We start from the raw sequence: 26,558 nt of genomic DNA on the forward strand, positions 1-26,558 counted from the left end.
GACGCTTAGCGGGCGGCGGCCGGTTGCTGAGCCTGCGGCTGGGCTGGCACGGTCATGCGGTTGAAGCTGAGCGTCGGCAGGGCGGTGTTCAGGCGCTGGATGGCCAGGTCCGTGACGTCCATGGCCGGGTTCATCATGAAGACGCTTTCGCGATCCAGCAGCAGGCCGCAGCCCTTTTCCTGATACAGGGCGGTCAGGATGGGCGAAACGGCCTCGGTGATCGCTTGGCGCTGCATGCCCAGGGTGTAGCGCAGTTCGTTCTCGCGGGTCGCTTCCAGTTGCTGGGCTTCCTGCGCGCGCTGCTGCAGGGCCTGGCGGCGCTGTTGCAGCTGATCCGCCGGCAAGCTGGCGCCAGAGGTCTGCAGTTGCTGGGCTTCGGTCTGGATCTGCGTGGCGTAGGGTTGCAGTTCGCCCTGAACTTCCTGGGCCAACTGCTGCATCCGGGCTTCGACGGCCTGGCCGGCCGACGACTGGGCCAGCAGGCGCGCGTTGTAATAGACGCAGACGCCAGGGATCACCGGGCCGGGGTTGGCGGGCGCGGCGGCCTGTTGCGCCGAGGCGGCGGTGGCCAGAAGCGAAGCGGCGGCGGTCGCCGCGATGATCAGAGCTTTCATGGGTTCCTCGTGCGGACGATAGCCGCGATTAAAATTGGGTGGAGGTCGAGAAGCGGAAGGATTCCGTCTTGTCGTAGTCTTCCTTGGACAGAACCTTGGAAATGTCGAAGCGGATAGGACCCATCGGCGACTTCCAGTGGATGCTGACGCCCGCAGACGCGCGCAGCGACAGCTCATCGGCGATATTGGCGTTCGTCGTGCCGGTCGTGGTCAGCTTGTAGCGGTCATCCAGCACGCCCAGGGTTCCCACATCGGCGAACAGCGAAGTCTTGATGCCGTATTGCTCGGGCAGGTAGTTCGGCAGCGTCAGCTCGACCGTCCCGATGGCGTAGAAATTGCCGCCCAGCGCATCGGTGGTGTTCAGGTCGCGCGGCCCCATGCCGGCGGTCTCGAAACCGCGGAAGCTGTTGCCGCCCTTGAAGAAGCGGTCGTTGATGCGGATCGGGTCGCCGTTCCACCCGCTGATGTAGCCGGTCGAACCCTGCAGGCTGACGACCCAGTTCGGCGTGAAGCCATAGTACCAGCTGGCGTCGGCTTCGGTCTTCACATAGTTCACGTCGCCGCCCAGACCCGCCAGGTCCTGGCGCAACGACCCGGCCCAGCCGCGCGTCGGGCGAACGGGATCGTTGGTGTAGTTCATCTGCAGCGTATAGCCGACGGCCGAGTTGATATAACTGCCGACCTGATCGCACAGCGCCGACGATCCCTGGCCGACGCTTGAACAATAGCCGTACGGCACGATGATCTCGTCCGACTTCAAGAAGTAGCGGGTGCTGAGCAGCATATTGCCGTTCAGCGGATAGGACAGACGCAACCCGCCGCCGGTCGAACGATAGTCGTACGATGAATATTCGCTCAGGTCGTAGCGCGAGTGGAACAGATCGAAGCCGGCGCGCAGGTCCCGGCCCAGGAATTTGGGCTCGGTGAAGCGGAAGTCGACCTGCTGGCGCAGCGAGCCCCACTCCAGGCGGGCCACCACGTTCTGGCCGCGTCCGCGGAAGTTCCGCTCGGAAATACCCAGGTTGACGGTGAAGGAATCGACCGAACTGAAGCCGGCGCCGACCGACAGTTCGCCCGTAGGCTGCTCCTGCACGTTGACGTTGATGACCGAACGGTCCGGCGCGCCGCCGCGCGTCTCCTCGACCGTGACGTCCTTGAAGAAGCCCAGGGCGCGCAGGTTGTTGCGCGACCGCTCCATCAGCGCGCGGTTGAAGGCGTCGCCTTCGGTCAGCATCAGTTCGCGGCGGATCACCGGGTCGATGGTGCGGGTGTTTCCGACCACATTGATGCGGTCGATGTAGACGCGCTGGCCTTCGGAGACATTGAAGGTCACGTCCACCGTGTCGGTGTCGGGGTTGGCGCGATAGGTCGGATTGATCTCGACGAAGGCGTAGCCGGCCGAGCCGGCCGCGAAGGTCAGGGCGTCGACCGCCTGTTCGATCTTGTCGCTCTCGTACAGGTCGCCCGAGCGAATGGGGATAAGCCGCTGCAGGAAGTCGGCGTTCAGACGGTCGTTCTGGGTGACGACCTTGACCTCGCCGAAGTTGTACTTGTCGCCTTCGTTCAGCGTCAGGGTCAGCTGGAAGGCTTGGTCGTCCGGCTGCAATTCGGCGACAGAGGACACCACGCGGAAGTCGTAATAGCCGCGGTTGGTGTAGAATTTACGCAGCTGCTCCTGGTCGTATTCCAGGCGGTTCGGATCGTAGTTGTCGTTGCTGGAGAAGAACTTCCACCAGGTGGACTTCTCAGTCACCATCACCCCGCGCACATCGCGGTCGGAGAACGCCTGGTTGCCCAGGATGTTGACCGCGCTGATGCCGGTCTGCGGGCCTTCGTTGATCTCGAAAATCACATCGACGCGGTTCTGGTCCAGTTGCACCAGCTTGGGCGTCACGGTCGCGGAGATGCGGCCCTGCAGGCGATACAGCTCGACGATGGAGCCGACGTCTTCCTGGACCTTGGCGCGGGTGTAGATGCCGCGCGGCGCCAGGGTGACTTCCTTGGTCAGCTTGTCCTGCGACAAAGCCTTGTTACCCTCGAACACCACCTGGTTGATGATCGGGTTTTCCTTGATCTGCACGATCAGGTCGCCGTTCTGAACGCCAAGCTGGACATCGGCGAACAGGCCGGTGCGCGACAGGGTGCGAACCGCGACATCCAGAACAGAGGCGTCCACCGCGTCGCCCGGACGGATCGGCAGATAGGACAGGACCGTCGTCTGGTCGATCCGTTGCGCGCCCTGCACCAGGATGCGGTTGATGGTGATGGTTTGGGGCGCGGCGATCTCCACGCGCGGCGTCTGCTCGCCTTCGGCCGCCTGGGGCGCGGCGGCGGTCTGGGCGGACGTGGCGGCGGGCGCGGTCTGGGCCAGGGCAGGCGCGCCGAGGCCGGCCGCGACGGCCAGCGCCAGCAGGCTGGAACGGGCGCTCAGTCGGACGGCGGCGCTGGAGGTCATGTCATTCATACGGGAAACCATCGGGGGCTGGCGTCGGCTCACGAAACGAGCCCGCCGAGGAATTGGAGGAGGTTGAGCTTCTGTAGGTCGTTCCACGTCGCGAACAACATAAATCCCGCCAAAAGCGCAAGACCTGCGCGATAGCCCATCTCCTGGAACCGCGCCGACACAGGTCGCCTGGCCACGGCCTCATAGCCGTAGAAAAGCAGGTGCCCGCCGTCGAGGATCGGAATGGGAAGCAGATTTAGAAAGCCGATTCCGATCGAAAGTATGGCGGCCAGGGTCGTCAGCGTCAGGACCAGATTGACGGCCATCTGGCTTGGCGCCGGGCTGGCCTCGACCGCCGCCGTCGTCAGGGAGCCGGTCGCCTTGGCGATGCCCAGCGGGCCGCTGAACTGATCGCCGGATTCACGACCCGTCACGAGCCGCCCAAGATAGGTCAAGGTCGAGCCGATCACGTCGCCGGTCTGGCGTACGCCCTCGACTATGGCGCCGACAGGACCATAGCGGACATGGCGCACGTCGGCGGCTGTCGACCCCAGGCCCAGGCCGATCCGGCCCACCTTGATCCGCCCGGCCACGGGGTCGTTCTCCTCGCGGCGTTCGGGAACGGCGGTCAGTCTCAGCGTTTCCCGGCCACGTTCGACCGTGAAATGCACGGGGTCGCCGGTCGACAGCATCACGGTGCGCGTCACCTCGCCGCCATCCTTGATGGTCTTGCCGTTGACCTGGGTGATCAGGTCGCCGACCTGGAAACCGGCGGCGGCGGCGGGCGATCCCGTCTGGACCTGGGCCACGCGCGCCGGGCGCAACTGCGTTCCCACCGCCATGAAGACGATGGCGAAGATGGTGATGGCCAGAATGAAGTTGGCGACCGGACCGGCGGCGACGATCAGGGCGCGCTGCCATACCGGCTTGAAATGGAAGTAATCACGCTCGGCCCCCGGCCCGCGCTCGGCGACCACCCGCTGGCGCAACCGATCCAGCCCGGCCTGATCGGGCACGCTGGACGCATCCAGGTCGCCTGAGAACTTCACATAACCGCCCAGGGGCAGCCATCCCAGCCGCCATTCGATTCCGTGGCGATCCGTCCGCCTGAACACAGCCTTGCCGAAGCCGACCGCGAAGCGATCCACCTTCACGCCGAACGCGCGCGCGACCAGAAAATGACCCAGTTCGTGGATGGTGACGATGAAGGTCAGCACCAGCAGGAACGAGGCGATGGAGATCAGGATCTGACCCATGACGCCCAGCATTCGAAAATCGTCTCCCCTGGCCTGTCCTCAGGCCGCGTTGGCAAGGCCGGCGATGACGGATCCGGCCATTCGACGCGCCTCGGCGTCGACCGTCAGGGCCGCGCCGCAGGCGTCTCCAGAGCCGAAAACCATCCCCGCTTTCGTCGCACGCTCAAGGGTTTCGGCGACGACTGCGGCAATATTGAGAAACGCCAGCTTTCGGTCAAGGAAGGCGAAGGCCGCGACCTCGTTCGCGGCGTTGAACACGGCGGGCGCCGCGCCCCCAGCCCTCAGCGCCTGGCGCGCCAGATCGAGAGCCGGGAACCGCGTCAGATCGGGCGCCTCGAACGTCAGCCGGCCCAGCGCGGCCAGGTTCAGCTTCGGCGCCGGCCAGGCGATCCGGTCGGGCCAGGCCAGGGCGCAGGCGATGGGGGTGCGCATATCCGGCGGCCCCATCTGCGCCAGGGTCGATCCGTCCACATATTCCACAAGGCTGTGGATGATCGATTCGGGGTGGACCACCACCTCGATCCGCTCTTGAGGCATGGCGAACAGATAGGCCGCCTCGATCATCTCCAGGCCCTTGTTGGCCATGGTGGCGCTGTCGACCGAAATCTTGGCGCCCATGCTCCAGTTCGGATGAGCGACGGCCTGTTCGGGCGTGATAGCTACCATCCGCTCGCGCGGGGTCTGGCGGAAAGGGCCGCCCGAAGCCGTCAGCACCAGTTTCGCCACCCGTTCCGGCGCCTCGGCCGGAAACACCTGGAAGATGGCCGAATGTTCGGAATCGACCGGGATCAGTCTCCCCCCTGCCCGCCCGACCCGCTGGATCAGGGCGGGGCCGCAGCAGACCAGGCTTTCTTTATTGGCCAGGGCCAGGGTCGCGCCCGTCCCCGCCGCCGCCCAGGCCGACCTCAGCCCCGCGGCGCCGACGATCGAGGCCATGATCCAGTCGGCGGGTCGGGTGGCGGCTTCCACGACAGCCGCTTCCCCGGCGGCCGCCGCGACGCCGGTCCCGGCCAGGGCCGCCCGCAATTCCTCCAACCGCGCCGGATCGGCGGTGACGGCCAATCGCGGCTTCCAGCGCCGGGCCTGCTCGGCCAGTTTGGCGATGTTGGCCCCGCCAGTCAGGGCCTCGACCTCGAAACCGCCCGCGCCGGACGCCTCGGCCTGGGCCATCAGGTCCAGGGTCGAGGAGCCGACCGATCCGGTCGCGCCCAGCACCGTGACGCGGCGACGGATCACGCGCCCTGCTCCAGCATCAGGACCATCAGGCGCCCGGCCGCCACCACGACGACGGCGAACATCAACCCGTCCACCCGGTCCAGCAGCCCGCCATGTCCGGGGATGGTGTTGCCCGCGTCCTTGACGCCAAACCGTCGCTTCAGCGCCGACTCCCACAGGTCGCCCGCCATGGTCGCCAAGGCCGCCGCCAGGCCCAGAATGGCGCCCCACACCACGGTCAGAGCGCCCATATCGACCCAGGCGGTCATCACGGCGCCCGCGACCGCCCCGGCCAGAATGCCGCCGATGAAGCCGGACCAGGTCTTGTTGGGCGAAAAGCGCGGCCACAGCTTCGGGCCGCCGAAGGTCGATCCCGCCAGATAGGCCAGGATGTCCGCCGACCAGGCCACAGCGAAGACCAGCACGGTCCAGTGCAGGCCGACCGGGCTGTCCACGCCGCGCAACCAGATCAACAGAACCGAGGGCCAACCTAGATAGAGAACCCCATAGGCGGCGTCCAACGCCTCCTGCCCCCGGCTGCGCGCGTAGACGCCGGCGGCTGCGGCTCCGAAGACCAACATGATGAAGGCCACCGACATGACGCCGAAATGGGCGCTGACCACGGCCGCGACGACGCCGAAGCTGACGGCGCCGCCCATGACGCGCCTGGCGTGCGGCACGCTCATCGCCGCCCATTCGAACGCCAGGACCACGCTGGCCGCCACCATGAGGCCCAGGAACCAGACGCCCCCGGCCCAGGTCGCGGCCACGGCGGCCGGCGCCAGGACGACGGCGGAAGCGGCGCGTAGGGCGATGTCGCGTCCCTTGACCGCCATCAGGCTGTTTCACGCATCGGTTCGACCTCGCGGCCGCCATAGCGACGCTCGCGACGGCCATAGGCGGCGACCGCCTCGGCCAGGGCCTTGGGACCGTAGTCCGGCCATAGAATGTCTTGAAACACCAGTTCGGCGTAGGCCGCCTCCCACAACAGGAAGTTCGACAGCCGTTGTTCGCCCGACGTCCGCACGATCAGGTCCAGGGGCGGCGATCCCGCCGTAGCCAGACCGGCCTCGAAGGTCTGTTCGGTCAGGGGCTCGGTCGTCTCGCCGGACGCCAGGCGCGCCATGTGCCGACGCGCGGCGTCCACCAGGTCTGCTCGGCCGCCATAGTTGAAGGCGACCTGAAGCAGGAAGCGCTCGTTGTGCGCCGTCTTCGCCTCGGCCTTGTCGATGATGTCGGCGATGTCGGCGGGCAGGCCTTCACGGCGCCCCAGGATGCGCAGACGCACGCCCGCCTTTTCCAGCCGCGTCAGGTCGCTGGCCACATAGGTTCGCACCAGACCCATCAGGTCCGAAACCTCGTCCTCGGGCCGGCTCCAGTTCTCGGTGGAGAAGCCGAACACGGTCAGGCACCGGATGCCCAGATCCGGCGCCGCCTGGATCGTACGCTTCAGCGCCTGAACCCCCTCGCGGTGGCCGAGCGCGCGCGGCAGGCCCCGCGCCTTGGCCCAGCGCCCGTTGCCGTCCATGATGATGGCGACATGACGCGGCCCCTCGGAACGCAGGTCTTCCGGGCGTTGGCCGGGAGGCGCGACGCGGTCTGCCGTCATCTGTCGTGCGATCCCTTCAGGCCCAAGCCGTTTCGCCTCAGACCTGCATGATCTCTTGTTCCTTGGTCTTCAAGGCCTCGTCGATGCGCTTGATGGCCGCGTCCGTGTCCTTCTGGACCTCGGTCTCCATCTTCTTCTGTTCGTCCTGGCTGATCTCGCCCGCCTTCTCGGCCTTCTTGAGATCGTCGTTGGCGTCGCGACGCACGTTGCGTACGGAAATCTTCTGCTGCTCGGCGTACTTGCCGGCCAGCTTGACCAGATCCTTGCGGCGTTCCTCGGTCAACGGCGGCACGGGGATGCGCAGCGTCTGGCCGTCGACGATGGGGTTCAGGCCCAGGTTGGCGTTGCGGATCGCCTTTTCCACGGCGCCGACCATGCCCTTGTCCCAGACATTGACGCTGATCATGCGCGGTTCGGGCACGCTGATGGCGGCGACGGCGGTCAGGGGCGAGGCCGAGCCATAGGCCTCGACGCGGACAGGCTCCAGCAGCCCGGCGTTGGCGCGTCCGGTGCGCAGGCCGCTGAACTCTTCCTTCAGGGCGGCGACGGAGCGGTCCATCCGGTCGCGGTAGGTCTTGAGGTCGGGTTTCGCCATGCTCTTGGTCTCTCTTCGTTTTCTTCCTGGCCGCGCGGACGCCTTATGCGGCGTCCCGAATGACCGTGAACGTGCCTTCGCCGGTCAGGGTTCGGCGCAGGGAATTGTCTTCCCGGATCGAGAAGACCACGATGGGGATGCCGGTATCGCGCATCATGGCGATGGCCGAGGCGTCCATGACGCGCAGATCCTTGGCCAGCACATCCTGATAGGTCAGGGTGTCGTAGCGGGTCGCTGTCGGATCCTTCTTGGGATCGGCGGTATAGACGCCGTCGACGCTGGTGCCCTTCAGCAAGGCGTCGCAGCCCATTTCGGCGGCGCGCAGGGCGGCGCCTGAGTCTGTCGTGAAGAACGGCGCGCCGACGCCGGCGGCGAAGATCACCACCCGGCCCTTTTCCAGGTGACGCAGGGCGCGGCGGCGGATGTAGGGTTCGGCGATGGCGGCCATCGGAATGGCGCTCTGCACGCGGGTCGAGACGCCGATCTTCTCCAGCGCCGACTGCATGGCCAGAGCGTTCATGATGGTGGCCAGCATGCCCATATAGTCGGCCTGGGCGCGCTCCATCCCCGCCGCCGCCTTGGACAGGCCGCGGAAGATGTTGCCGCCGCCGATGACCAGGCAGATCTCGACCCCTTCGGCCGCGACATCGGCGACGGCATTGGCGACGGTATCGACCGTCTTCATGTCCAGGCCGAACGTCTGATCGCCCATCAGCACCTCGCCCGAGACCTTCAGCAGGACGCGCTTGTAGCGGAAGTTCGAGGGAGCGTCGGGCATGGGCGGAGGGTCCGTTGGCTGCTGCGCCCTTGAATCAGGCGGCTTCTTATAGACGAAGGGCGCGCCGGCCATCAAAGCCGAACGCGCCCTTCTGATACAAAACCCTCACGAATGAGGGGGTGGACGCTTAGACGCCGCCCATCATGGAGGCGACTTCCGACGCGAAGTCGGGGCCTTCGACCTTCTCGACGCCTTCGCCCAGCGCCAGGCGGACGAAGCCGGCCAGGTGCAGGTTCGAGGAGCCCAGTTCCTTGGCCGAGTTGGCGACCAGCTGTTCGATGGTCACGTCCGGGTCCATGACGAACGGCTGCTTGGACAGCACGACGTCCTTCTGGAACTTGTTGATCTGGCCTTCGACGATCTTGGCGATCATGGCTTCAGGGCGCCCTTCTTCCTTGGCCTTTTCGGTCAGGACGGTGCGTTCCTTCTCGATGGCGGCCGGGTCCAGGTCGTCGGTGTTCAGCGACAGCGGCGCGGTCGCGGCGACGTGCATGGCGATCTTGCGGCCCAGTTCGCGCAAGGCGGTCTTGTCCCCCTCGCCTTCCAGGGCGACCAGCACGCCGATGCGGCCGACGCCGGGCGAAACCGCGTTGTGGACGTAGGTCGAGACGACGCCTTCCGACACCGACAGGCGGGCGGCGCGGCGCAATTGCATGTTCTCGCCGATGGTGGCGATCATGTTGGTCACTTCGTCCTGGACCGTCTTGCCGGATTCCAGCTCGGCGCCGTGCAGGGACTCCACCGTGTGGTGCTCGAGGCCCAGCTGGGCGAATTGCTTGGCGGCGTTCTGGAACAGTTCGTTGCGGGCGACGAAGTCGGTTTCCGCATTGAATTCGATGGCGGCGGCGACTTCTCCCTTGCCGTCTTCCTTGGACGCCACGGCGACCAGGCCTTCGGCGGCGACGCGATCGGCCTTCTTAGCGGCCTTGGACAGACCCTTGGCGCGCAGCCAGTCGATGGCGGCGTCGATGTCGCCGTTGTTCTCAACCAGCGCCTTCTTGCAGTCCATCATGCCGACGCCCGAACGCTCGCGAAGTTCCTTCACGAGGGCGGCAGTGATCTCGGCCATGTTCTTCTCCTTAGGGGATGTATCGTATGCGGAACGGCCGGACCTGGATGGCCCGGCCGTGTGTCGGTTCTATGCACGGCCCTCTCTATGAAGACCGCCGGGCGATCAGCCCGTGGCCTTCTCGGTCTCGACCGCGTCGTTGGCTTCCGAAGTGGCGGCCTGGGCGGCTTCGTCGGCCCCAGCCGGTTCGGAGGGGGCCGATTGAGCGGCGGCTTCCAGTTCGGCGGCGGCGCCTTCCGTGCCGGCCGGAGCGGCTTCAGCGGCGACCGGAGCCGAGGCTTCGCGCAACATCGGCTCGACCGGGGCTTCCGAAGCGCCCAGATCGATGCCGGAGGCCGAGGCGCCGGCGGCCAGACCATCCAGAACCGCATCGGCGATCAAGTCGCAGTAGGTCTGGATGGCGCGGGCGGCGTCGTCGTTGCCCGGAACCGGATAGGTGATGCCGTCGGGGTCCGAATTGGTGTCCAGGATGGCGATGATCGGGATGTTCAGCTTGCGGGCTTCCTGGATCGCGATCGCTTCTTTGTTGGTGTCGATCACGAACATGATGTCGGGGATCGAGCCCATGTCCTTGATGCCGCCCAGCGACAGCTCCAGCTTGTCCTTCTCGCGCTGCAGGGTCAGCAGTTCCTTTTTGACGCGACCTTCGCCGCCGTTCTCCAGGATGCCTTCCAGTTCACGCAGACGGGCGATGGAACCCGAAACGGTGCGCCAGTTGGTCAGCGTACCGCCCAGCCAACGGTTGTTCATGTAATATTGGGCGCAGCGCTTTGCAGCTTCGGCCACCGGCTCCGAGGCCTGACGCTTGGTGCCGACGAACAGGACGCGGCCGCCCTTGGCGGCGACGTCGCGCACCGCCACCAGGGCCTGGTGGAACAGCGGCATCGTCTGCGACAGGTCGATGATATGGATATTCGAGCGCGAGCCGAAGATGTAGCGGTCCATCTTCGGGTTCCAGCGGTGCGTCTGGTGGCCGAAGTGGGCGCCCGCTTCCAGCAGGGTGCGCATGGAGAATTCTGGCAGAGCCATGATCGTTCAGTCCTTTTTCCGATCGACGTGGCGCGGGGGATTAAAGGTCTGGCGACCCTCGGAATGGTGCGAATCGGGATTTCTCCCCGAATCGCGCCTCACCCGCGTTGCGAAATGCGGGGGCCATGTAGGCGGGATAAGCCGCAATAGCAAGCGCCGCCCCACGATCGCGGCATGGACGACAGCAAAAAGGCGGCCTCTTCCGAGACCGCCTCCCGCTTCACGTTGTCAAGACGCGGACTATTTCATCGCATCCAACAGCGCCTGAGCGCGATCGCGGTGCATCGTCACCGGGGCGATCAGTTCGCGGGCCAAGGTCGACAGGGCCGGCGCGTCCGTGTTGCCTGCGAAACCGTTCAGCAGGGTCAGGGCCTCGTTATGCGCCGCGACCTGCTGGTTCAGATAGACCTTGTCGAAATCGCCGGGCGTGGCGGCGTTCAGATTGTCGATCAGCCCCTGGCGACGCTGGTCCAAGGCGGTCGGTATGGTCACGTTCGGACCGGCGGCTGCGACGGCCGTTCCCAGCTTTTCGCCGGCTGCGGTGTGGTCTTTGGTGATCATCGCGGCCAGGGCCTTGACGTCGGCGTTGGTCGATTTGGCGGCGGCGATCTTGGCCGCTTCCAGCTCATACATGTTGCTGACGCCCAGGCCGGTGACGAAACCTTCGACGGTGTTGGCGCCCATGGTCATGGCCGAAGTCTGACCGACGACCCCGGAGGTGGCGTCCTGCGTGGCGTTGACCGTTTCGTTGGCGTTCTGGCCGGCGCTGTCGCCGCCCTGGTTGCAGGCTGCGAGAAGAGCCAGCGAGGCGACGCTGGCGATGGCGAGATATTTCATGGAACAGTCTCCCTATGGACTGACCAAACTCATCACGCGCCCGTGAGGTTCCGTGAATTCATAAGCTTAGCCTTTAACCGGCGCTCATGGCGCGGTGTTGGGCAGGCTGTATTCAAGGTCGTAGCGGTGCTCGCCATCAGCTAAGGTCAGATGAAAGACGCCGCTTACGCCTATCAGATCCCCGCTGCCCGAACCGGGAACGATGGTGATCAGCAATGTCTGCGCACCGGCGTCCATGATCCCGCGATGAACGAGCGAGAAGCCGCCGCTTCGACCATCTATCGTCCCTGTCACGCGCTCCATGGCCACATAGGCGCCCGACGAACCGTCTCGGACGGCAAGCATCTCGCCCAGACCGACTCCTTCGATGTCGCCGTGAAAGGTCTTGGCGATCCGCAGCCGACCGTGCGCCTCGGCAGACGCATCCGCCTCGGCGGCGATGGGCGTGATCTGAACGTCGAAGGTTCCGATAGCGTGAGACATAGCGGCGCCTTGGGTTGGGACGGATTGCGCCGCTGCAGGGTCGATCTGCGGCGGAGACAGAAATAGGGCGAACGCCAGAAGACCGCCGGCCATCAGGCGTCCTCCAGCATGACCACGCCCGGCGCGGACTTCAGCGCGCCGCGCAGGGCGCCGTCCAGCCGATAACGGCCGGGGATCCTGACCTCGACCTCCCGCCCCTGTTCGAGGCCGGCGATCATGAGGGAGACTTCTCCTCCCTTGCCGATCGCGCCGGATCGTGCGCGTTCCAGCCGCGCCTTCAACGCCTCGGCGTCGGCGGTTCGGGCCGAAACATGGATGCGCAGGCCGATGTTGGCGTCGTCCAGCAGATTATCCATGCGCGCCGCATCGTCGCCGAAGAAGCGCACCTCGCCTTCCGACGCCTTGGCGCGGACCCGCACCATGACCGAGGCGCCGGGCTCCAGCACCTCGCGGCATCGACGCAGCTGCTCGGGCGGAAACAGGCATTCGAACTCGCCTGTCGGGTCCGAAAAGGTGACGAAGGCGAACTTCTCGCCCGTTCGCGCACTGGCCCGTTCCTGCTTGCGGCGCACCACTCCGGCCATCTGGAAAGCCTCGTGCCCGCCTTCGGCCAGGGGAACGGCCTCGGCGACGAAGGTGACGCGTTTGCGTTTGAGGGCCGACGTCATTTCGTCCAGGGGGTGGCCGGACAGGTAGAAGCCCACGGCCGCCAATTCGTGGTCCAGCCGCTCTGGCCCCACCCACGGCTCGACCGTCTTCAGACGCGGCCGGGCCGCACTGGCCTGATCCCCGCCGAACAGGGATACTTGGGACGAGGCGCGCTCGGCCGCCACGCTCTGGCAATAGGCCATCAGCACATCGGCCTGTTCGACCAGTTGGCGACGGTTGGGATGGATGCTGTCGAAGGCGCCCGCCTTGGCCAGCCCCTCCAGCGCGCGCTTGTTGACGCAGCGCGGATCGACCCGCTCCAGGAAGTCGAAGATGTCGGCGAACCGGCCGCCCGTCTCGCGCACCTCGATGACATGCTTCATCGCCTCCAGGCCGACGTTGCGAATGGCGCCAAGCGCATAGAGCACCGCCCCCTTGCCGTCCTCCCAGGCCACGTCGAAGTCGGCGGAGGAGCGATTGATGTCCGGCGACAGCACCGGCACCTCGAACCGCCGCGCATCCTGATAGAAGACCGCCAGCTTGTCCGTATTCGACAGGTCCAGGCTCATCGAGGCGGCGAAGAATTCGACCGGCTGATTGGCCTTAAGCCATCCCGTTTGGAACGAGATCAGGGCGTAGGCGGCGGCGTGCGACTTGTTGAAGCCATAGCCCGCGAACTTGGCCACCAGGTCGAAGATGGAGCCGGACTGGCCTTCCGGCACGCCCTTCTCCAGGGCGCCCTTGATGAAGCGCGCCCGCTGGAAGTCCATCTCCTCCTTCTTCTTCTTGCCCATGGCGCGACGCAGCAGGTCGGCCTCGCCGAGGCTGTAGCCCGCCAGGATCTGGGCGATCTTCATCACCTGTTCCTGGTAGATGATCACGCCATAAGTCTCGGTCAGCACCTCCTTCAAACTGGGGTGCAGATAGTCGACCTCGGCCCGGCCGAATTTGCGGTCGATATAGGTGTCGATCATCTCCATCGGTCCCGGCCGATAGAGGGAGATCAGGGCGGTGATCTCCTCGATGGAGCCGCAGCGCATCTTGCGCAGCGTGTCGCGCATGCCCTGCGATTCCAGCTGAAACACCCCGACCGTCTGGCCCGACGCCATCAGCTCGTAGGTGCGCGCATCGTCCAGCGGCAGCTGGTTCCACTCCTGCACCGCGCCGCGCCGCGCCAGATAGCCCCGCGCCCGGTCCAGCACGGTCAGGGTCTTCAGCCCGAGGAAGTCGAACTTGACCAGGCCCGCCGGCTCGACCCATTTCATGTTGAACTGGCTGGCCGGGATGGTGGAACGCGGGTCCTGATACAGCGGCACCAATTCCGTCAGAGGACGATCGCCTATGACGATGCCGGCGGCGTGGGTCGAGGCGTTGCGGTAAAGCCCTTCCAGCTCCAAGGCCGTTTCCAGCAGGGTCTTCACCGCCGGTTCGGCGTCGCGCGCCTCCTTAAGCCGAGGCTCCAGGTCGATGGCCTGGGCCAGGGTGACGGGATTGGCCGGATTGTTCGGCACCATCTTGCAGAGCCGGTCCACCTGGCCCAACGGCATCTGCAGCACCCGTCCGACGTCGCGCAGCACCGCCCGCGCCTGCAGGGTGCCGAAGGTGATGATCTGCGCCACCCGATCCTTGCCGTAACGGGCCTGGACATAGTCGATCACCTCTTCGCGCCGCTCCTGACAGAAGTCGATGTCGAAGTCGGGCATGGAGACCCGCTCGGGGTTCAGGAACCGTTCGAACAGCAGACCGAACCGCAACGGGTCCAGATCGGTGATGGTCAGGGACCAGGCGACCAGCGAGCCGGCGCCGGACCCCCGCCCCGGCCCGACCGGTATGCCGTGCGTCTTGGCCCATTTGATGAAGTCCGACACGATCAGGAAGTATCCTGGGAACCCCATCTGCTGGATGATCCCGACCTCCCACTCCAGGCGGGTCCAGTATTCCTCTTCGGACACGGCCGGCGTGACCTGGGTCAACCGGACCTTCAGCCCCTCGCGCGCCTGGTGGGCCAGTTCGTCGGCCTCGGAGCGTCCGGCTCCGGTATCGAAGCGCGGCAGGATCGGCGCATGGGTCTGAACCAGGAAGGCGCAGCGCCGCGCGATGTCGATGGTGTTGTCGCAGGCCTCGGGCAGGTCGGCGAACAGTTCGCGCATCGCCCCGGCCGACTTGAACCAGTGTTCGCCGGTGATGCGGCGACGATCCTCCTGGCCGGTGAAGGCGCCGTCGGCGATGCACAGCAGGGCGTCATGCGACTTCGCCTGGGCCGCCTTGGCGTAATAGACGTCGTTGGTGGCGACCAGGGGAACGTCGTGGTCGTAGGCCCAGCGAACCAGGCCCGGCTCAGCGCGCTTCTCATCGTCCAGGCCATGACGTTGCAGCTCCACATAGAAGCGGTCGCCGAAGGCGGCGTGCATGGCCTGGAGCGCCTGGGCGGCCTCCGCCGTCTTGCCCTGGGCGAACAGGGGATCGACCGGCCCGTCCGGTCCGCCGGACAGCAGGATCAACCCTTCGGAGCGCGCGACGACCTGATCCCAGGCCACGCCGGGCTCGGCCATCTCCCCGGCGTCCAGATAGGCCGAGGACGACAGGGCGCACAGGTTCAGCCAACCCGTCGCATCCTGGGCCAACAGCACCACGGTAGGCGTCTTGGCCCATCGGGTGTTGATCTGGCCGCCGATGCCGATGACTGGAAGAGCGCAGGCGACAATGGGTTGAACGCCCGCATCCCTGGCGGTCTGGCTGAACTCCAGCGCGCCGAACAGATTGGCCCGGTCCGCGACGGCGACGGCGGGCATGCCGGCGTCCGCCGCCAGCTTGCCGACCTTACTGGCCTTGATCGCGCCTTCCAGCAGCGAATAGGCCGAGCGCACGCGCAAATGGACGAAACCCTGGCTGTTCATCGACTGGTTCACTGAATCTCCGCTTTGCTGGACGCAAGGCCCGCGCCCCATCCTGCACCGACCGAACGTCGCGGGCCATATGCGAGGCGCGTTCGTCCCCAGCCGGGGACGATATCCAGAAGGAATCCAGAAGGAGCGCCTTCAGCTGAGAGGCCGCCCCGCTGTCAGGCGGAGGCGACGCTGAAGGCCAGGCTCCACACCATCCAGACGAAGCCGCCGCAGCAAGCCAGCGACAACATATCCCTCACTAAACGCGGCATGGCTTTTTCCGACCTCGCAACCGTTCTCCGTCTGTTCTATGTTCTCTATGCGTTCTCGTCAAGCGTCGGTGGCGACAAAGCCCAGCCGCGTCAGAGCCGAGGCCAGGGCGGCGGAGTTGGGGGACTGGGTTTTGCGCAAAAGGCTGGCGCGAAAGAACTCCACCGTGCGGGGACTGAGCGCCAGGGCCTGGGCGATCTGTTTCGTGGTGCGACCGGCCACGATGAACTCCGCCACCTGACGCTCCCGACGGGTGAAGGTCAGTTGATCCTGTCGCGGCGCGCGCGACAGCGCGTCCAACGCATGCGCCGCGGCCGTCAAGAGACGCTCGGGCGGGGCGGGCTTGGTCAGAACGTTGTCGACTCCAAGCCGCATGGCGTCCACGGTCGTCAGCACATCGACGTAGGCGCTGACCAAGATCACCGCATGACGGCCGAAGGCGCAGAAGGCGCTGACCAGGTCCAGTCCCTCGATCCCCGGCAGCTTCAGATCGACAACGATCAGCGTCGGATCGGCGTCGGACGCCCACATCAGGGCGTCCAGCGGATCGCTGAATCCCACAGCCGAATACCCGGCCTCGCGGAAAGTCAGCAGCGTCACCTCAAGGATCAGCGCGTCGTCGTCGATCACGACGATTTCGAAACGGGAGTCACCCTGGCTGTTTGGAGCGAAGGCCGGGTCGGCGTCCGTTTCGGGGCGCTTGTCTTTTGGCGCCATGGAATCCGTCATGGCGTTCGTCGTCGTTCGCATATCGCCAGAATACAGCGCCAATGCCGTCGAGGAACCTCGTAGTCACACGCAGTTGAACAGAATTTAGGCTTGGTTAAGCGATGACGGATGACGTCGCGATCCCACTGCCCCGCTCCTCCGGCCGCGAGCCAGGAAGCGGCCGTGATCGTGTTGCAGCATGACGCCGAAGCTCCGGTGTGGCCGGATATCCGCCGTTTCGTTTCCGCCAAGGCGCGCCGGGGCGGTCTATCCGGCGCCTTGATCTTCAGCGGCGGCGGCGGCCTTTGCGGCGTCGAAGGCGCGCCCGCCGCCGTCGCGCGGTTCCAGGACGTCATCACGGAGGCGCCGCACGTCCTGACCTCCCTTCTATGGAGGAAAGCATCGACCGAGCGCCGGCTGTTCTCGACGCCGGGGCTGGTTTCGCCTTTGCTCCGGCCCGCAGAAACGGCGTGGCTGGAGACGGCGATGCAACGCCAGCCATGCGATGGCGCGCGGCTGCTGGCCTTTCTGTCCTGGACCGCATTGCGCCAAGCCGAGGCCGACTCCGGCGTCGTCGGTTCAGTTGCGGCCTTGGCCGAGACCTGGTCGCCGTTCGAAGAAAAGGCTGAAGGCGACGCAGACCCGACGCCTGAAATCGATCTGCTGTCGCCGACCTATTCCTGAGCCGGGACAGGACGCCTCGCCCGGGACGACCGCTATCCGATCAATAGGCGTGGCTTTGGGCCGCCCGCTCTTCCAGATGCCCGTCCTTCAGGGCGAAGACCCGGTCCATATGCCCGGCCAGCTCCATATTGTGGGTGGCGATCAGGGCGGCGACGCCCGTGGTCTTGGCCAGGTCGCGCAGGGATTCGAACACCGATTGGCTGGTGGCGGGGTCCAGGTTCCCGGTCGGTTCGTCGGCCAGCAGCAGGCGCGGCCCGTTGGCCAGGGCGCGGGCGATGGCCACGCGCTGCTGCTCGCCGCCCGACAGTTGCGCCGGCTGATGCGTCAGCCTCTCGCCCAGACCCAGGGCGGTCAGGGTGATGGCGGCGCGCTTGCGCGCCTCCTCCTGCCCTACCCCGGCGATCCGCATCGGCAGGGCGACATTGTCGCGGGCGTCGAACTCGGGCAGCAGATGGTGGAATTGATAGACGAAGCCGATGCGGCCCAGGCGCAGCCGGGTGCGCGCACGTTCGTCCAGATCGCCGACTTGCTCGCCGTCGATGGCGACGGCGCCGCTGGTCGGCTTTTCCAACAGGCCGGCGGCGTGCAGCAGCGACGACTTGCCCGAACCTGACGGCCCGATCAGCCCGACCAATTCGCCCGGATAGACGTCCAGATCGACGCCTTTCAACACGGTCAGGCCGCCCTGGGCCGTTGGATAGGTGCGAGTCAGGCCGCGCACCGACAAAATAGGAGCCTTACTCATACCGGAGCGCCTCAACGGGATCGATCCGCGACGCGGTCCATGACGGCGGCAGACTGGCGATACAACTCATCAGCAGCGACCAGAAAGCCACCCAGGTCACGTCCACCGGGTCCACCAGCGCGGGAATGGCGTCCAGCATATAGACGTCGGAATCGAACAGCTTGGTCTGCAACGCCCACTCCAGGAAATGCTGGATCGAGCCGATGTTCCAGCAGAACAGCAGACCCAGCAGCAGGCCCGCCAGGGTGCCCGCGACCCCGATCATGGCGCCGGCCATGAAGAAGACGCGCAGGATGGCCGACGGGCTGGCGCCGATGGTCCGCAGGATGGCGATATCCCGCCCCTTGTTCTTCACAAGCATGACGATGCCGGAAATGATGTTCATCGCGGCGATGGCGACGACCAGACCCAGAATGATGCTCATGGCCACCCGCTCGACCTTCAGCGCGCCGTAGAAGGCGGCCAGGCGCTCGCGCCAGTCGCCGACGACCGAGCCGGGGCCGGCCGCGTCGCGGATGGCGGGGGTCAGGGCGCCGACCTGATCGGGATCGTCGACCTTGATCTCGATGGCGTCCCAGACGCCTTCCTTGCCGAAGAAGAGCTGCTGCTGCTCCAAGGGCATGAACATGAAGGCACGGTCGTAATCGGCCGCTCCCGAACGGAACAATCCGCCCACGAAATAGGTCTTTTCCAATCCGCCGAGGTTGCCGAAGGCGCTGTCGGCGCCGGTGGGCGAATAGACGGTGATGGCGTCGCCAACACGCAGCCCCAAAGAGTTCGCCAAAGCGGCGCCGATCAACACCCGGTCGCCGCCATACGCACCCTGACCGAAGCTAGCGCGCTCTTGGGGCGACAGGCTGTCAAAAACGTACTGCGTTTTGGCCAGATCCTGTGGGCGGATACCCTTGACCATCACACCCGTCGTGAAGTTGCCTACGCGGATCAGGCTTTGGGCTTCGTTCAGGGGGTTTACGCTGTAGACGCCCGGAATCGCCTCGATCTTCTTCAGGACCGCGTCTCGGTCCGGCGATGTCAAAACCGGACCCTGCACATACATATGACCGTTGAAGGCCAGCATCCGGCTGAGCAGTTCCGAACGAAAACCGGACATGATACTCATCACGCTGATCAGCACGGCGACGGCCAGCATGATGCCGATGAAGCTGATGACGGCGATGGTGGCGACGCCGCCTTCCTTGCGCTTGGCGCGCAGATAGCGAAGGGCCAGGCCGATCTCCCAGGCGGAGAAGGCGCCGGACGGGCGGGACGGCAGGCTCAAGCGGTCAGCCTTTCGATAGCTTCTGCGAGCGGCGCGGAAACCTTCTCGCCGGTAGCGCGACGCTTCAGCTCGACCACGCCGTCCGCCAGCCCCTTGGGACCGATGGTCAGTTGCCACGGCACGCCGATCAGATCGGCGGTGGCGAACTTGCCGCCCGGACGCTCGTCTGTGTCGTCGTACAGCACGTCCTTGCCGAGCTTCTCCAGCTGGGCGACGGCGTCCTCGCATGCGGCAGAGACGGCTTCGTCATTGGCGCGCAGATTGATCACGACCACGTCGAACGGAGCCACGGCGTCCGGCCAGATGATTCCGCCGTCGTCATGGCTCGCCTCGATGATGGCGCCCAGCAGGCGCGAGACGCCCACGCCATAGCTGCCCATATGGACCTCGGCGTCCTGGCCATCCGGCCCTGCCACCTTGGCCTTCATCGGGGCGGAGTATTTCGTGCCGAAATAGAAGATGTGCCCCACCTCGATGCCGCGCGCCGACAAACGGTCGCCTTCTGCGGTTTTGGCCTCGAACTGGGCTTGGTCGTGCATTTCCTCGGTCGCGGCGTAGAGCGCGGTGCGTTCGTCGAACACGGCCTGCAGGGCCTCGGCGTCCAGATCGTGTCCCGGCGGCGCCATTTCCACCAGCCTGCGGTCGCAGAAGACCTCGCTCTCGCCGGTTTCGGCCAGGACGATGAACTCGTGGCTCAGGTCGCCGCCGATGGGGCCGGTGTCGGCGCGCATCGGCACGGCCTTCAAGCCGATGCGGGCGAAGGTATTGAGATAGGCGGTGAACATGCGGTTGTACGCGACACGGGCCGACGCCTCATCCAGGTCGAAGGAATAGGCGTCCTTCATCAGGAATTCGCGGCCGCGCATGACGCCGAAACGCGGGCGGCGCTCGTCGCGGAACTTCCACTGGATGTGAAACAGGTTCAGCGGCAGCGACTTGTAGGACTTCACATAGGCCCGGAAGATGTCGGTGATCATCTCCTCGTTGGTGGGGCCGTACAGCAGCTCGCGCTCGTGCCGGTCGGTGATGCGCAGCATTTCGGGGCCATAGGCGTCGTAACGCCCCGACTCCCGCCACAGATCGGCCAGTTGAAGGGTCGGCATCAGCAGTTCGACGGCGCCGGCCCGCATCTGCTCCTCGCGCACGATCTGCTCGATCTTGCGCAGCACCTTCAGACCCAGCGGCAGCCAGGCGTAGATGCCGGCGGCCTCCTGCTTGATCATCCCGGCGCGCAGCATCAGCTGGTGCGAAACGATCTGGGCGTCCGACGGGGCTTCCTTCAGCGTGGGCAGGAAATAGCGCGACAAGCGCATGGTCTTGAATCCTAGGCGTAGAAACGGACCAAGGCTTTAGCCGCTGGACCGGGGCGAAAGCTAGGCCGGTTGCGCGGTTTAGACCGCCGGGGCGCTGGAGAAGTCGGGCAGCGGCAGCCAGCCGGTGAAGATCAGCACCATGACGAAGGCCCAGACGATGGCGGCGACCCAGGTGGTGGTCAGGAACTTCTTTTTCAAATTGGGCGTCGCGGGCGCTCCCCATTGGGCGCCGTCGGTCGGCGGCTCGTGCGTTTCGTGCGCCGTGCCGAGCGGCAAAACCGCGAACAGCACCGTCCACCAGACGATGATGTAGATGCCGATCATGGTCAGGGGGCCGATAGGCATGACGGACCTCGCAAGATTGTCGACAGAAGACCGACAAGCCCTGGCCGTCGCGCCAGTCGGACGCAGCAGGCGGGCATGCAGCCACAGCCCCGCCTATAGCCGAACCGGCGACTTTGTCGCGACCGCTAATCGCATCGGGCGCCGAAGCCCGGCGCGCGCAGGGCCAGCAGGATGGACGACCGCGCCTGCTCGGTGATGGCGCCCGATCCCTGGAGCACGCAACCGACCGCTGTATTGGAGTTGGGCGCCAGCAGGCCATAGGTCAGCCCTTCCTTCTCCAGCCGCGCTTGCGCCCCTTTCAGCGCCCCGACCGCGCCGGCGACCCGCGCGGGATCGTCGGTGATGCGCGTCATTTCGTGCAGCGCCTCGCCCGAACTGGGAAAGTCGTAGGCTTCCGGCGTGAAGGGCGCGACTTCGGCGGACAGGCGGTCGGGATGGACGTCGATGCCGAACTTGGCGTTCTGGCTGGCCGAAAAAGCGATGGCTGGTCCCTGCTCGGGCACGACCAGAATATAGGCGTGGCGCGGAAACAGAAGATAGTGCGCTAGGAACTTCGTCACCGGCACGAAAGGCAGACCGTCAGGTCCCAGGGCGTGGGCGCCGACATAGACGCCGACCGGCAGGCTGCGGGCGTCGACCCGGCCGTTCAGCTTCAGGACACGATCGACCATCACATGGTCCAGCAGGAATACGCCGTCCTCCGCCTCGCGCTCCAGAAAGGCGTGGATGGCGGCGGTGTCGGGCGCAGGCCCCAAATCGCGCCCATAGACGGTCGGAAAAGCGGACGGCGACATGGGATGGCCGGGCGGCGGGCTGAACCACAGAACGCGCAATTCGTGCACCGTGCGGGCGAACGGGTCTTCGCCGCGAAAGGTCGACAGGCTGAGCGTCAGATTGACCAGGGCGAACAGCACGACGAATCCCGCCAGGCCCTGCCCCGCGATCACCGCCCAGCGCCGCCAGCCATGCAGCGGATGGCGGGCATGGCGAACCCGATCCAACACACGGTCCGCGCGGTTCGGCTTGTTCCACATCGGGCGCCCCAAGGGTTCGAGCGCAGACAATGCGCCCGAATGGTCAAGGTTGCATCAGACGCGCAGGACGACCGTCTCGACGATGGGGCGGCGATCCCAGACCTGCTGGCTGGCCTTTTTCAGCACGCGCGCAATGGCCTGTTCGATGACCATCTCGTCTTCCAGCGCTTCGCCCTTCAGGCCCTTGACCACCTGCTCGACCCGCTCGGCCAGGTCGTCCAGAACGTCGCCCAGCGGCTTTTGCAGGTCGCCGGGCAGGCCGACGCTGCGGATGTCGATGTCGCTGACGATGCGCCCGCGCTTGTCCAGGGCGAAGCTGACGATCAGCACGCCGTTGGTGGAGGCGTGGCGACGCTCCTTCAGCGCCTCTCCCTGCTCCGTGACCAGCATCCCGCCGTCGACATAGAGGCGACCGTTGGGAACCTCGTCCACGATCTGGGCCGGTCCCGGCGCCAGGCGAACCATGTCGCCGTTGCGCGGCGTGACGGTCTCCTGGACCCCGACCTCCTTGGCCAGATTGGCGTGTTCCAGCAGGAAGCGACGCACCCCGTGGGTCGGCACCGCGATCTGCGGCCGCGCCCATTCGTACATCTGCTTTAGTTCGTCCCGGCAGGGGTGGCCCGAAACGTGGATGCCGGGATGGTCCTTCTCGGTGTAAAGGCGCACGCCCCTGTCCGCGAGGCGGTCCTGCAGATTGCCGATGGCCAGTTCGTTGCCCGGAATCTGGCGCGACGAGAAGATGCAGTGATCGCCCAGGCCCAGCTTGACCGTCGGGTGCGTCCCGTCGGCGACGCGCGACAGCGCCGCCCTCGCCTCGCCCTGGCTGCCCGTGCACAGATACAGGATCTGGTCGGCGGGCCAGACGCGGGCCTCCTCATCGGACAGGAAGGGTTTGACGTCCTGCAACATGCCGACGTGCTTGGCTGCGGCCGTGATCCGGTGCATCGACCGCCCGGCCAGGGCCACGCGACGGCCGCAGGCCTCGGCCGCGCGGATGACGCTGTCCATGCGCGCGACGTTCGACGCGAAACAGCCAACGGCGACGCGGCCCTTCAGGGTCGAGATCAGCTTGGACAGGGCGACGGCGACATCGCCCTCGGACCCGGCGACGCCCGGCACGAAGACATTGGTGGAATCACAGACCATGGCCAGCACGCCCTCGTCGCCCAAGGCGCGGATGGCGGGGGCGTCGGTCTGCCGGCCGATGACGGGCTGGTCGTCGATCTTCCAGTCGCCGGTGTGGAACACGAGGCCCAACGGCGTGTCGATGGCCAGGCCGCTGGGCTCGGCGATCGAGTGGGTCATGTTGACGAACGTGACGCCGAACGATCCGATATCGACCGTGCCGCCCAGCGGAACCTCGATCAGTTCGACTTCGTCCAAGATGCCGCGCTCGCGCAGCTTGTCGCGGATCAGATAGGCGGTGAAAGGCGTCGCATAGACCGGCGCCTTTATGCGCGGCCACAGCCAACCCAGCGCGCCGATATGGTCTTCATGCGCGTGGGTCAGGACGATGCCCTTGATCGTCTCGCCCTGCAGATAGGTGGGATCGGGCACGATGACGTCCACGCCCGGCGTCGACAGGTCGCCGAAGGTGACGCCGACATCGACGACCAGCCACTCACGGTTCGCCTCCGGGCCGAAGCCATAGGCGTTCAGGTTCATACCGACCTCGTCCGAGCCGCCCAGCGGCAGGAAAACGAGTTCGTCTTGGTTTTGCTTTTTCATTCAGTCAGTCAGATGGGCGTTGCGACGCCAGATTGCGAGGAGGCCACGGATAGTCAGGTCGGAATCGAAGTGGTCGATGCTGTCGGTCGCGCCTTCGAACAGGCTGGCGACGCCGCCGGTGCCGATGACCGTCATGGGCATGCCCCATTCGGCCTTGATGCGCCCGACCAAGCCTTCGATCAGCGAAACATAGCCCCAGAAGACGCCGGATTCCATGGCCTCGACCGTGCCGCGTCCGATCACATGCTCGGGCCGCTGGATGGCGATGCGCGGCAGTTTGGCCGCCGCCTCGTGCAGGGCCTGGAGCGACAGATTGATGCCGGGCGCGATCAACCCGCCCTCGAAGGCGCCGTCGCCGGCGACGATGTCGAAGGTGGTCGCCGTGCCGCTGTCGATCACGATCAGGTCGCCGGGATAGACCAGCTTGGCGCCGATGGCGTTGACCAGCCGGTCGGCCCCCGCCTCGCTGGGCTTGGCGATGCGCACGTCGATGCCCAGCTCGACGTTCTCGCCGATCACCAGGGGCTCGATGTTCAGATAGCGACGCGCGAGGTTGCGCAGGTTGAAGATCGACTGCGGCACCACGCTGGAGATGATGCATCCGGTCAGGTCCGCGACCCGCAAGCCCTTCATCACCATCAGCTGGTTCAGCCAGACGGCGTATTCATCGGCCGTGCGGCTGGCCTCTGTCGCGGCGCGCCATTGGGCGATCCAGTCGCGCCCGTCGTGAACGGCGAACAGCGTATTGGTGTTGCCCTGCTCGATGGCCAACAGCATCAGGCCGCCCCGACCTTCGACATCGCGCCGAAGAAGACGTCGCCGGCGGAAATCAGACGCACGGCGCCGTCCGCCAGACGCAGGCGAAGCGCGCCGTCCGGCTCCACCCCTTCGGCCAGGCCCTCGATCGTCTCATTGTCCAGGCGCGCCGTGCACGGGCCGTTCAGACCGACCAGACGGCTGGTCCAGGCGTCCAGCACCGGCTCGAAGCCCAAGGTCTGCCAGCGGCCCCACCAGACGGCGAAGGTCTCGGCCAGGATCTCGGCGGCGGCCTCGATGGGGGGGACATAGGCCAGGTCGGCGCGCAGGCGGTCGGCGACCGACGTCGCGCCCCGTTCGGTGCCTTCCGGCGCATGGGCCAGGTTCACGCCGATTCCGATGGCCAGCCACAGGTCGCCGTTCCCATGCCGCCCGGACTCAACCAGTATGCCCGACGCCTTGACCCCGTCCAGCAGGACGTCGTTGGGCCATTTGATCGTCACCAGGGCGGGCGAGACGAAAACGTCCAGCAGGTCGGCGACAGCCAGGGCCGCGACGAAGGTGGCCTGGGCGGCCTCCGCCGCCGAACGCGGCGTCGTGACCAGCAGGGTGGCGGCCAGGTTGCCCTGCTCCGTCTCCCATTTTCGGCCACGCCGCCCGCGACCGGCGGTCTGGCGGCGGGCCACGATCCAGCGCGGCCCGGCTTCCCCGGCCTCGGCCAGGCGGCGCGCCTCGGCGTTGGTCGAGTCGATCTCCTCGAGGATGACCAGGGGGGCGGGCGTCAACGCCCTACCCGTTTCCGAAGCCGGCGCTCGCGGCCTTGGTCAGGGGGTCCAGCCAGGTCAGACCGACGATCACCAACGGGAAGGCGAAGGCGGCGCAGGCCCAGCCGACCCACCGGGCCTCGGCCGGGGCCTTGTCGGTGGCGATGTCGTCGACCGGCGCATCGAACCACATCAGCTTGATGATCCGCAGATAGTAGAAGGCCGCGACGACCGAGGCGACCAGACCGGCGGCGGCGACCGGCCACAGGCCCGCATCGGCGGCGGCGCCGAACACATAGTATTTGCCCCAGAAGCCCGAGAATGGCGGCATTCCCAGCACCGACAGCGATAGCGCCGTCAAGGCGACAGCCGTCAGCGGACGGTCCTTCTTCAGACCGGCCAGATCGGCGATGCGCCGGATCGGCCGGCCCGATTTGGACAGGCTGAGCAGAATGGCGAAGAAGCCGAGCTGGTCGATGACGTAGAGCGTCATGAACATCAGCATGGCCTGCAGCCCCTCGGCCGTTCCCGCCGCAATGGCCAGCAGAGCATAACCGATGTTGGCGATGGACGAATAGGCCAGCAGACGCTGGATATCCTTCTGCGCCAGGCCGCCGAAGGCGCCGACGACGAAGCTGATCACCGAAATGGCGATCAGGACCTGCGACCATTGGGCGTGGGCGTCGCCGAAACCGGCTTCCAGCGCGCGGGCGATCAGCACCATGGCCGCCACCTTGGGCGCCGTGGCGAACAGGGCCACGACCGGCGTCGGCGCGCCTTCGTAGACATCGGGCGTCCACATGTGGAACGGCGCGGCGGAAACCTTGAACGCCAGGCCGCAGATCAGGAAAACGAGGCCGAAGACCAGGCCCGGGCCGGGATTGTCGGCGGCGACGGCGGCGATGTCCTCGAACCGCATCGAACCGGCGAAGCCGTAGATCAGGCTGGCGCCGTACAGCAGCAGGCCCGACGACAAGGCGCCCAGGACGAAATACTTCAGACCTGCCTCGGACGCCTTGACGTCGTTGCGGTGGAAGGCGGCCAGCACGTAGAGGGCCAGCGAATGCAGCTCGATCCCGACATACATGGAGATCAGGTCGCCCGAGGACGCCATCATGCCCATGCCGGCCGAGGCCAGCACGATCAGGACCGGATATTCGAACTTGGCGATGCGCGTGCGCTTCATCCAACCGTCGCCCAGCACGACCGCGACGGCGGCCGACAGATAGATCAGGCTCTTGGCGTAGATGGCCAGCGGATCGGCGACATAGGCGCCGTTGAAGGCGACGCCCCACGGTCCGACGATGGCGACGACGGCGGCGGCGATCAGCAGCAGGACCGAGAGGATGGACACCAGGCGGGCGCTCTTGTCGCCGACGAAGGCGCCGACCATCAGCAGGACCAGGGCGCCGACCGCGAGGGTGACTTCCGAGGCGGCGAGATGCAGGGCGGAGGACAGATCAGGCATCTT

General features: G+C 66.3%; 24 protein-coding genes. 1 reads left to right on the top strand and 23 read right to left on the bottom strand.

What is annotated here, in order from left to right; all coding sequences use genetic code 11:
- Positions 1-5: 5 nt before the first annotated feature.
- From AC0L6G_RS03950 to AC0L6G_RS04015, 14 genes are all read right to left on the bottom strand, one after another.
- On the bottom strand, positions 6-614 hold the full coding sequence (locus AC0L6G_RS03950; protein ID WP_291536367.1) for an OmpH/Skp family outer membrane protein: 609 nt from the start codon (positions 612-614) through the stop codon (positions 6-8).
- Between the two features lie 28 nt (positions 615-642).
- On the bottom strand, positions 643-3,078 hold the full coding sequence (gene bamA / locus AC0L6G_RS03955; RefSeq protein ID WP_291536366.1) for an outer membrane protein assembly factor BamA: 2,436 nt from the start codon (positions 3,076-3,078) through the stop codon (positions 643-645).
- 29 nt (positions 3,079-3,107) lie between these two features.
- On the bottom strand, positions 3,108-4,325 hold the full coding sequence (locus AC0L6G_RS03960) for a M50 family metallopeptidase (RefSeq protein ID WP_293827239.1): 1,218 nt from the start codon (positions 4,323-4,325) through the stop codon (positions 3,108-3,110).
- 27 nt (positions 4,326-4,352) lie between these two features.
- Positions 4,353-5,549, bottom strand: coding sequence for a 1-deoxy-D-xylulose-5-phosphate reductoisomerase (gene dxr / locus AC0L6G_RS03965; RefSeq protein WP_473252903.1), 1,197 nt, complete (start codon positions 5,547-5,549; stop codon positions 4,353-4,355).
- Complete coding sequence (locus tag AC0L6G_RS03970) at positions 5,546-6,364, bottom strand: phosphatidate cytidylyltransferase (protein WP_473252904.1); 819 nt, start codon at positions 6,362-6,364, stop codon at positions 5,546-5,548. Before AC0L6G_RS03970 ends, dxr begins: the two co-directional genes overlap by 4 nt.
- Positions 6,364-7,137 carry a polyprenyl diphosphate synthase gene (gene uppS, locus AC0L6G_RS03975; protein ID WP_293827022.1) on the bottom strand — a complete coding sequence of 258 codons (774 nt, stop codon included), beginning with the start codon at positions 7,135-7,137 and terminating at the stop codon, positions 6,364-6,366. Before uppS ends, AC0L6G_RS03970 begins: the two co-directional genes overlap by 1 nt.
- Before the next feature lie 37 nt (positions 7,138-7,174).
- On the bottom strand, positions 7,175-7,732 hold the full coding sequence (gene frr / locus AC0L6G_RS03980) for a ribosome recycling factor (RefSeq protein WP_291536361.1): 558 nt from the start codon (positions 7,730-7,732) through the stop codon (positions 7,175-7,177).
- 43 nt (positions 7,733-7,775) lie between these two features.
- Positions 7,776-8,510 (bottom strand): UMP kinase, encoded by a 735-nt coding sequence (pyrH, locus tag AC0L6G_RS03985; protein WP_293827021.1) that lies wholly within the window; start codon positions 8,508-8,510, stop codon positions 7,776-7,778.
- A 127-nt stretch (positions 8,511-8,637) separates the two neighbouring features.
- Positions 8,638-9,579: a translation elongation factor Ts gene (tsf, locus tag AC0L6G_RS03990; RefSeq protein WP_293827020.1), complete on the bottom strand. Its 942-nt coding sequence runs from the start codon at positions 9,577-9,579 to the stop codon at positions 8,638-8,640.
- Positions 9,580-9,684: 105 nt separating this feature from the next.
- The gene (gene rpsB / locus AC0L6G_RS03995; RefSeq protein WP_293827019.1) at positions 9,685-10,608 is read right to left on the bottom strand and encodes a 30S ribosomal protein S2; all 924 of its coding nucleotides are present in this window, start codon (positions 10,606-10,608) and stop codon (positions 9,685-9,687) included.
- 240 nt (positions 10,609-10,848) lie between these two features.
- Entirely contained in the window at positions 10,849-11,445 is a 597-nt protein-coding gene (locus AC0L6G_RS04000) for a DUF4142 domain-containing protein (protein WP_293827018.1), read from the bottom strand.
- A gap of 84 nt (positions 11,446-11,529) precedes the next feature.
- Entirely contained in the window at positions 11,530-12,021 is a 492-nt protein-coding gene (locus AC0L6G_RS04005) for a DUF3224 domain-containing protein (protein WP_293827016.1), read from the bottom strand.
- Positions 12,021-15,473 carry a DNA polymerase III subunit alpha gene (gene dnaE, locus AC0L6G_RS04010; RefSeq protein ID WP_293827026.1) on the bottom strand — a complete coding sequence of 1,151 codons (3,453 nt, stop codon included), beginning with the start codon at positions 15,471-15,473 and terminating at the stop codon, positions 12,021-12,023. Before dnaE ends, AC0L6G_RS04005 begins: the two co-directional genes overlap by 1 nt.
- Before the next feature lie 318 nt (positions 15,474-15,791).
- Positions 15,792-16,448, bottom strand: coding sequence for a response regulator transcription factor (locus AC0L6G_RS04015; RefSeq protein WP_293827015.1), 657 nt, complete (start codon positions 16,446-16,448; stop codon positions 15,792-15,794).
- Between the two features lie 120 nt (positions 16,449-16,568).
- Here AC0L6G_RS04015 and AC0L6G_RS04020 point away from each other — a divergent pair, with 120 nt between their 5' ends.
- The gene (locus AC0L6G_RS04020) at positions 16,569-17,123 is read left to right on the top strand and encodes a hypothetical protein (RefSeq protein ID WP_473252907.1); all 555 of its coding nucleotides are present in this window, start codon (positions 16,569-16,571) and stop codon (positions 17,121-17,123) included.
- A gap of 40 nt (positions 17,124-17,163) precedes the next feature.
- On the opposite strand, the gene AC0L6G_RS04025 is transcribed toward AC0L6G_RS04020, so the two are convergent.
- The 9 genes from AC0L6G_RS04025 to nuoN all read right to left on the bottom strand — a co-directional run bounded on the left by AC0L6G_RS04025 (position 17,164) and on the right by nuoN (position 26,555).
- A complete protein-coding gene (locus AC0L6G_RS04025) occupies positions 17,164-17,868 on the bottom strand; it encodes an ABC transporter ATP-binding protein (protein WP_291536352.1) in 705 nt (234 codons plus the stop codon).
- Complete coding sequence (locus tag AC0L6G_RS04030; RefSeq protein WP_473253210.1) at positions 17,861-19,141, bottom strand: lipoprotein-releasing ABC transporter permease subunit; 1,281 nt, start codon at positions 19,139-19,141, stop codon at positions 17,861-17,863. The genes AC0L6G_RS04025 and AC0L6G_RS04030 overlap by 8 nt, the downstream gene beginning before the upstream one ends.
- A gap of 2 nt (positions 19,142-19,143) precedes the next feature.
- A complete protein-coding gene (gene proS, locus AC0L6G_RS04035; RefSeq protein ID WP_293827011.1) occupies positions 19,144-20,460 on the bottom strand; it encodes a proline--tRNA ligase in 1,317 nt (438 codons plus the stop codon).
- A gap of 78 nt (positions 20,461-20,538) precedes the next feature.
- The gene (locus AC0L6G_RS04040; RefSeq protein ID WP_291536349.1) at positions 20,539-20,805 is read right to left on the bottom strand and encodes a DUF1467 family protein; all 267 of its coding nucleotides are present in this window, start codon (positions 20,803-20,805) and stop codon (positions 20,539-20,541) included.
- Between the two features lie 125 nt (positions 20,806-20,930).
- Positions 20,931-21,839 carry a hypothetical protein gene (locus AC0L6G_RS04045; RefSeq protein ID WP_293827010.1) on the bottom strand — a complete coding sequence of 303 codons (909 nt, stop codon included), beginning with the start codon at positions 21,837-21,839 and terminating at the stop codon, positions 20,931-20,933.
- A 54-nt stretch (positions 21,840-21,893) separates the two neighbouring features.
- Positions 21,894-23,567 carry a ribonuclease J gene (locus tag AC0L6G_RS04050; RefSeq protein ID WP_473252909.1) on the bottom strand — a complete coding sequence of 558 codons (1,674 nt, stop codon included), beginning with the start codon at positions 23,565-23,567 and terminating at the stop codon, positions 21,894-21,896.
- On the bottom strand, positions 23,568-24,347 hold the full coding sequence (locus tag AC0L6G_RS04055) for a type III pantothenate kinase (protein WP_293827024.1): 780 nt from the start codon (positions 24,345-24,347) through the stop codon (positions 23,568-23,570).
- Positions 24,344-25,108: a biotin--[acetyl-CoA-carboxylase] ligase gene (locus AC0L6G_RS04060; protein WP_293827008.1), complete on the bottom strand. Its 765-nt coding sequence runs from the start codon at positions 25,106-25,108 to the stop codon at positions 24,344-24,346. Before AC0L6G_RS04060 ends, AC0L6G_RS04055 begins: the two co-directional genes overlap by 4 nt.
- Positions 25,109-25,112: 4 nt before the next feature.
- Complete coding sequence (nuoN, locus tag AC0L6G_RS04065; RefSeq protein ID WP_473252910.1) at positions 25,113-26,555, bottom strand: NADH-quinone oxidoreductase subunit NuoN; 1,443 nt, start codon at positions 26,553-26,555, stop codon at positions 25,113-25,115.
- Between the last annotated feature and the right edge of the window lie 3 nt (positions 26,556-26,558).

This window comes from Brevundimonas sp. D3-1P (assembly GCF_055809335.1).

Excerpts from the sequence above, each read along its gene's own strand:
- AC0L6G_RS04025 (WP_291536352.1), bottom strand. The coding sequence starts at position 17,868 with ATGAGTAAGGCTCCTATTTTGTCGGTGCGCGGCCTGACTCGCACCTAT.
- tsf (WP_293827020.1), bottom strand. The coding sequence starts at position 9,579 with ATGGCCGAGATCACTGCCGCCCTCGTGAAGGAACTTCGCGAGCGTTCG.
- AC0L6G_RS04050 (WP_473252909.1), bottom strand. The coding sequence starts at position 23,567 with ATGAAAAAGCAAAACCAAGACGAACTCGTTTTCCTGCCGCTGGGCGGC.
- AC0L6G_RS04040 (WP_291536349.1), bottom strand. The coding sequence starts at position 20,805 with ATGCCTATCGGCCCCCTGACCATGATCGGCATCTACATCATCGTCTGG.
- nuoN (WP_473252910.1), bottom strand. The coding sequence starts at position 26,555 with ATGCCTGATCTGTCCTCCGCCCTGCATCTCGCCGCCTCGGAAGTCACC.
- proS (WP_293827011.1), bottom strand. The coding sequence starts at position 20,460 with ATGCGCTTGTCGCGCTATTTCCTGCCCACGCTGAAGGAAGCCCCGTCG.
- bamA (WP_291536366.1), bottom strand. The coding sequence starts at position 3,078 with ATGAATGACATGACCTCCAGCGCCGCCGTCCGACTGAGCGCCCGTTCC.
- AC0L6G_RS03960 (WP_293827239.1), bottom strand. The coding sequence starts at position 4,325 with ATGCTGGGCGTCATGGGTCAGATCCTGATCTCCATCGCCTCGTTCCTG.
- AC0L6G_RS04000 (WP_293827018.1), bottom strand. The coding sequence starts at position 11,445 with ATGAAATATCTCGCCATCGCCAGCGTCGCCTCGCTGGCTCTTCTCGCA.
- rpsB (WP_293827019.1), bottom strand. The coding sequence starts at position 10,608 with ATGGCTCTGCCAGAATTCTCCATGCGCACCCTGCTGGAAGCGGGCGCC.
- AC0L6G_RS03970 (WP_473252904.1), bottom strand. The coding sequence starts at position 6,364 with ATGGCGGTCAAGGGACGCGACATCGCCCTACGCGCCGCTTCCGCCGTC.
- AC0L6G_RS04045 (WP_293827010.1), bottom strand. The coding sequence starts at position 21,839 with ATGTGGAACAAGCCGAACCGCGCGGACCGTGTGTTGGATCGGGTTCGC.
- AC0L6G_RS04020 (WP_473252907.1), top strand. The coding sequence starts at position 16,569 with ATGACGTCGCGATCCCACTGCCCCGCTCCTCCGGCCGCGAGCCAGGAA.
- AC0L6G_RS04005 (WP_293827016.1), bottom strand. The coding sequence starts at position 12,021 with ATGGCCGGCGGTCTTCTGGCGTTCGCCCTATTTCTGTCTCCGCCGCAG.
- uppS (WP_293827022.1), bottom strand. The coding sequence starts at position 7,137 with ATGACGGCAGACCGCGTCGCGCCTCCCGGCCAACGCCCGGAAGACCTG.
- frr (WP_291536361.1), bottom strand. The coding sequence starts at position 7,732 with ATGGCGAAACCCGACCTCAAGACCTACCGCGACCGGATGGACCGCTCC.
- dnaE (WP_293827026.1), bottom strand. The coding sequence starts at position 15,473 with ATGAACAGCCAGGGTTTCGTCCATTTGCGCGTGCGCTCGGCCTATTCG.
- AC0L6G_RS04015 (WP_293827015.1), bottom strand. The coding sequence starts at position 16,448 with ATGGCGCCAAAAGACAAGCGCCCCGAAACGGACGCCGACCCGGCCTTC.
- pyrH (WP_293827021.1), bottom strand. The coding sequence starts at position 8,510 with ATGCCCGACGCTCCCTCGAACTTCCGCTACAAGCGCGTCCTGCTGAAG.
- AC0L6G_RS03950 (WP_291536367.1), bottom strand. The coding sequence starts at position 614 with ATGAAAGCTCTGATCATCGCGGCGACCGCCGCCGCTTCGCTTCTGGCC.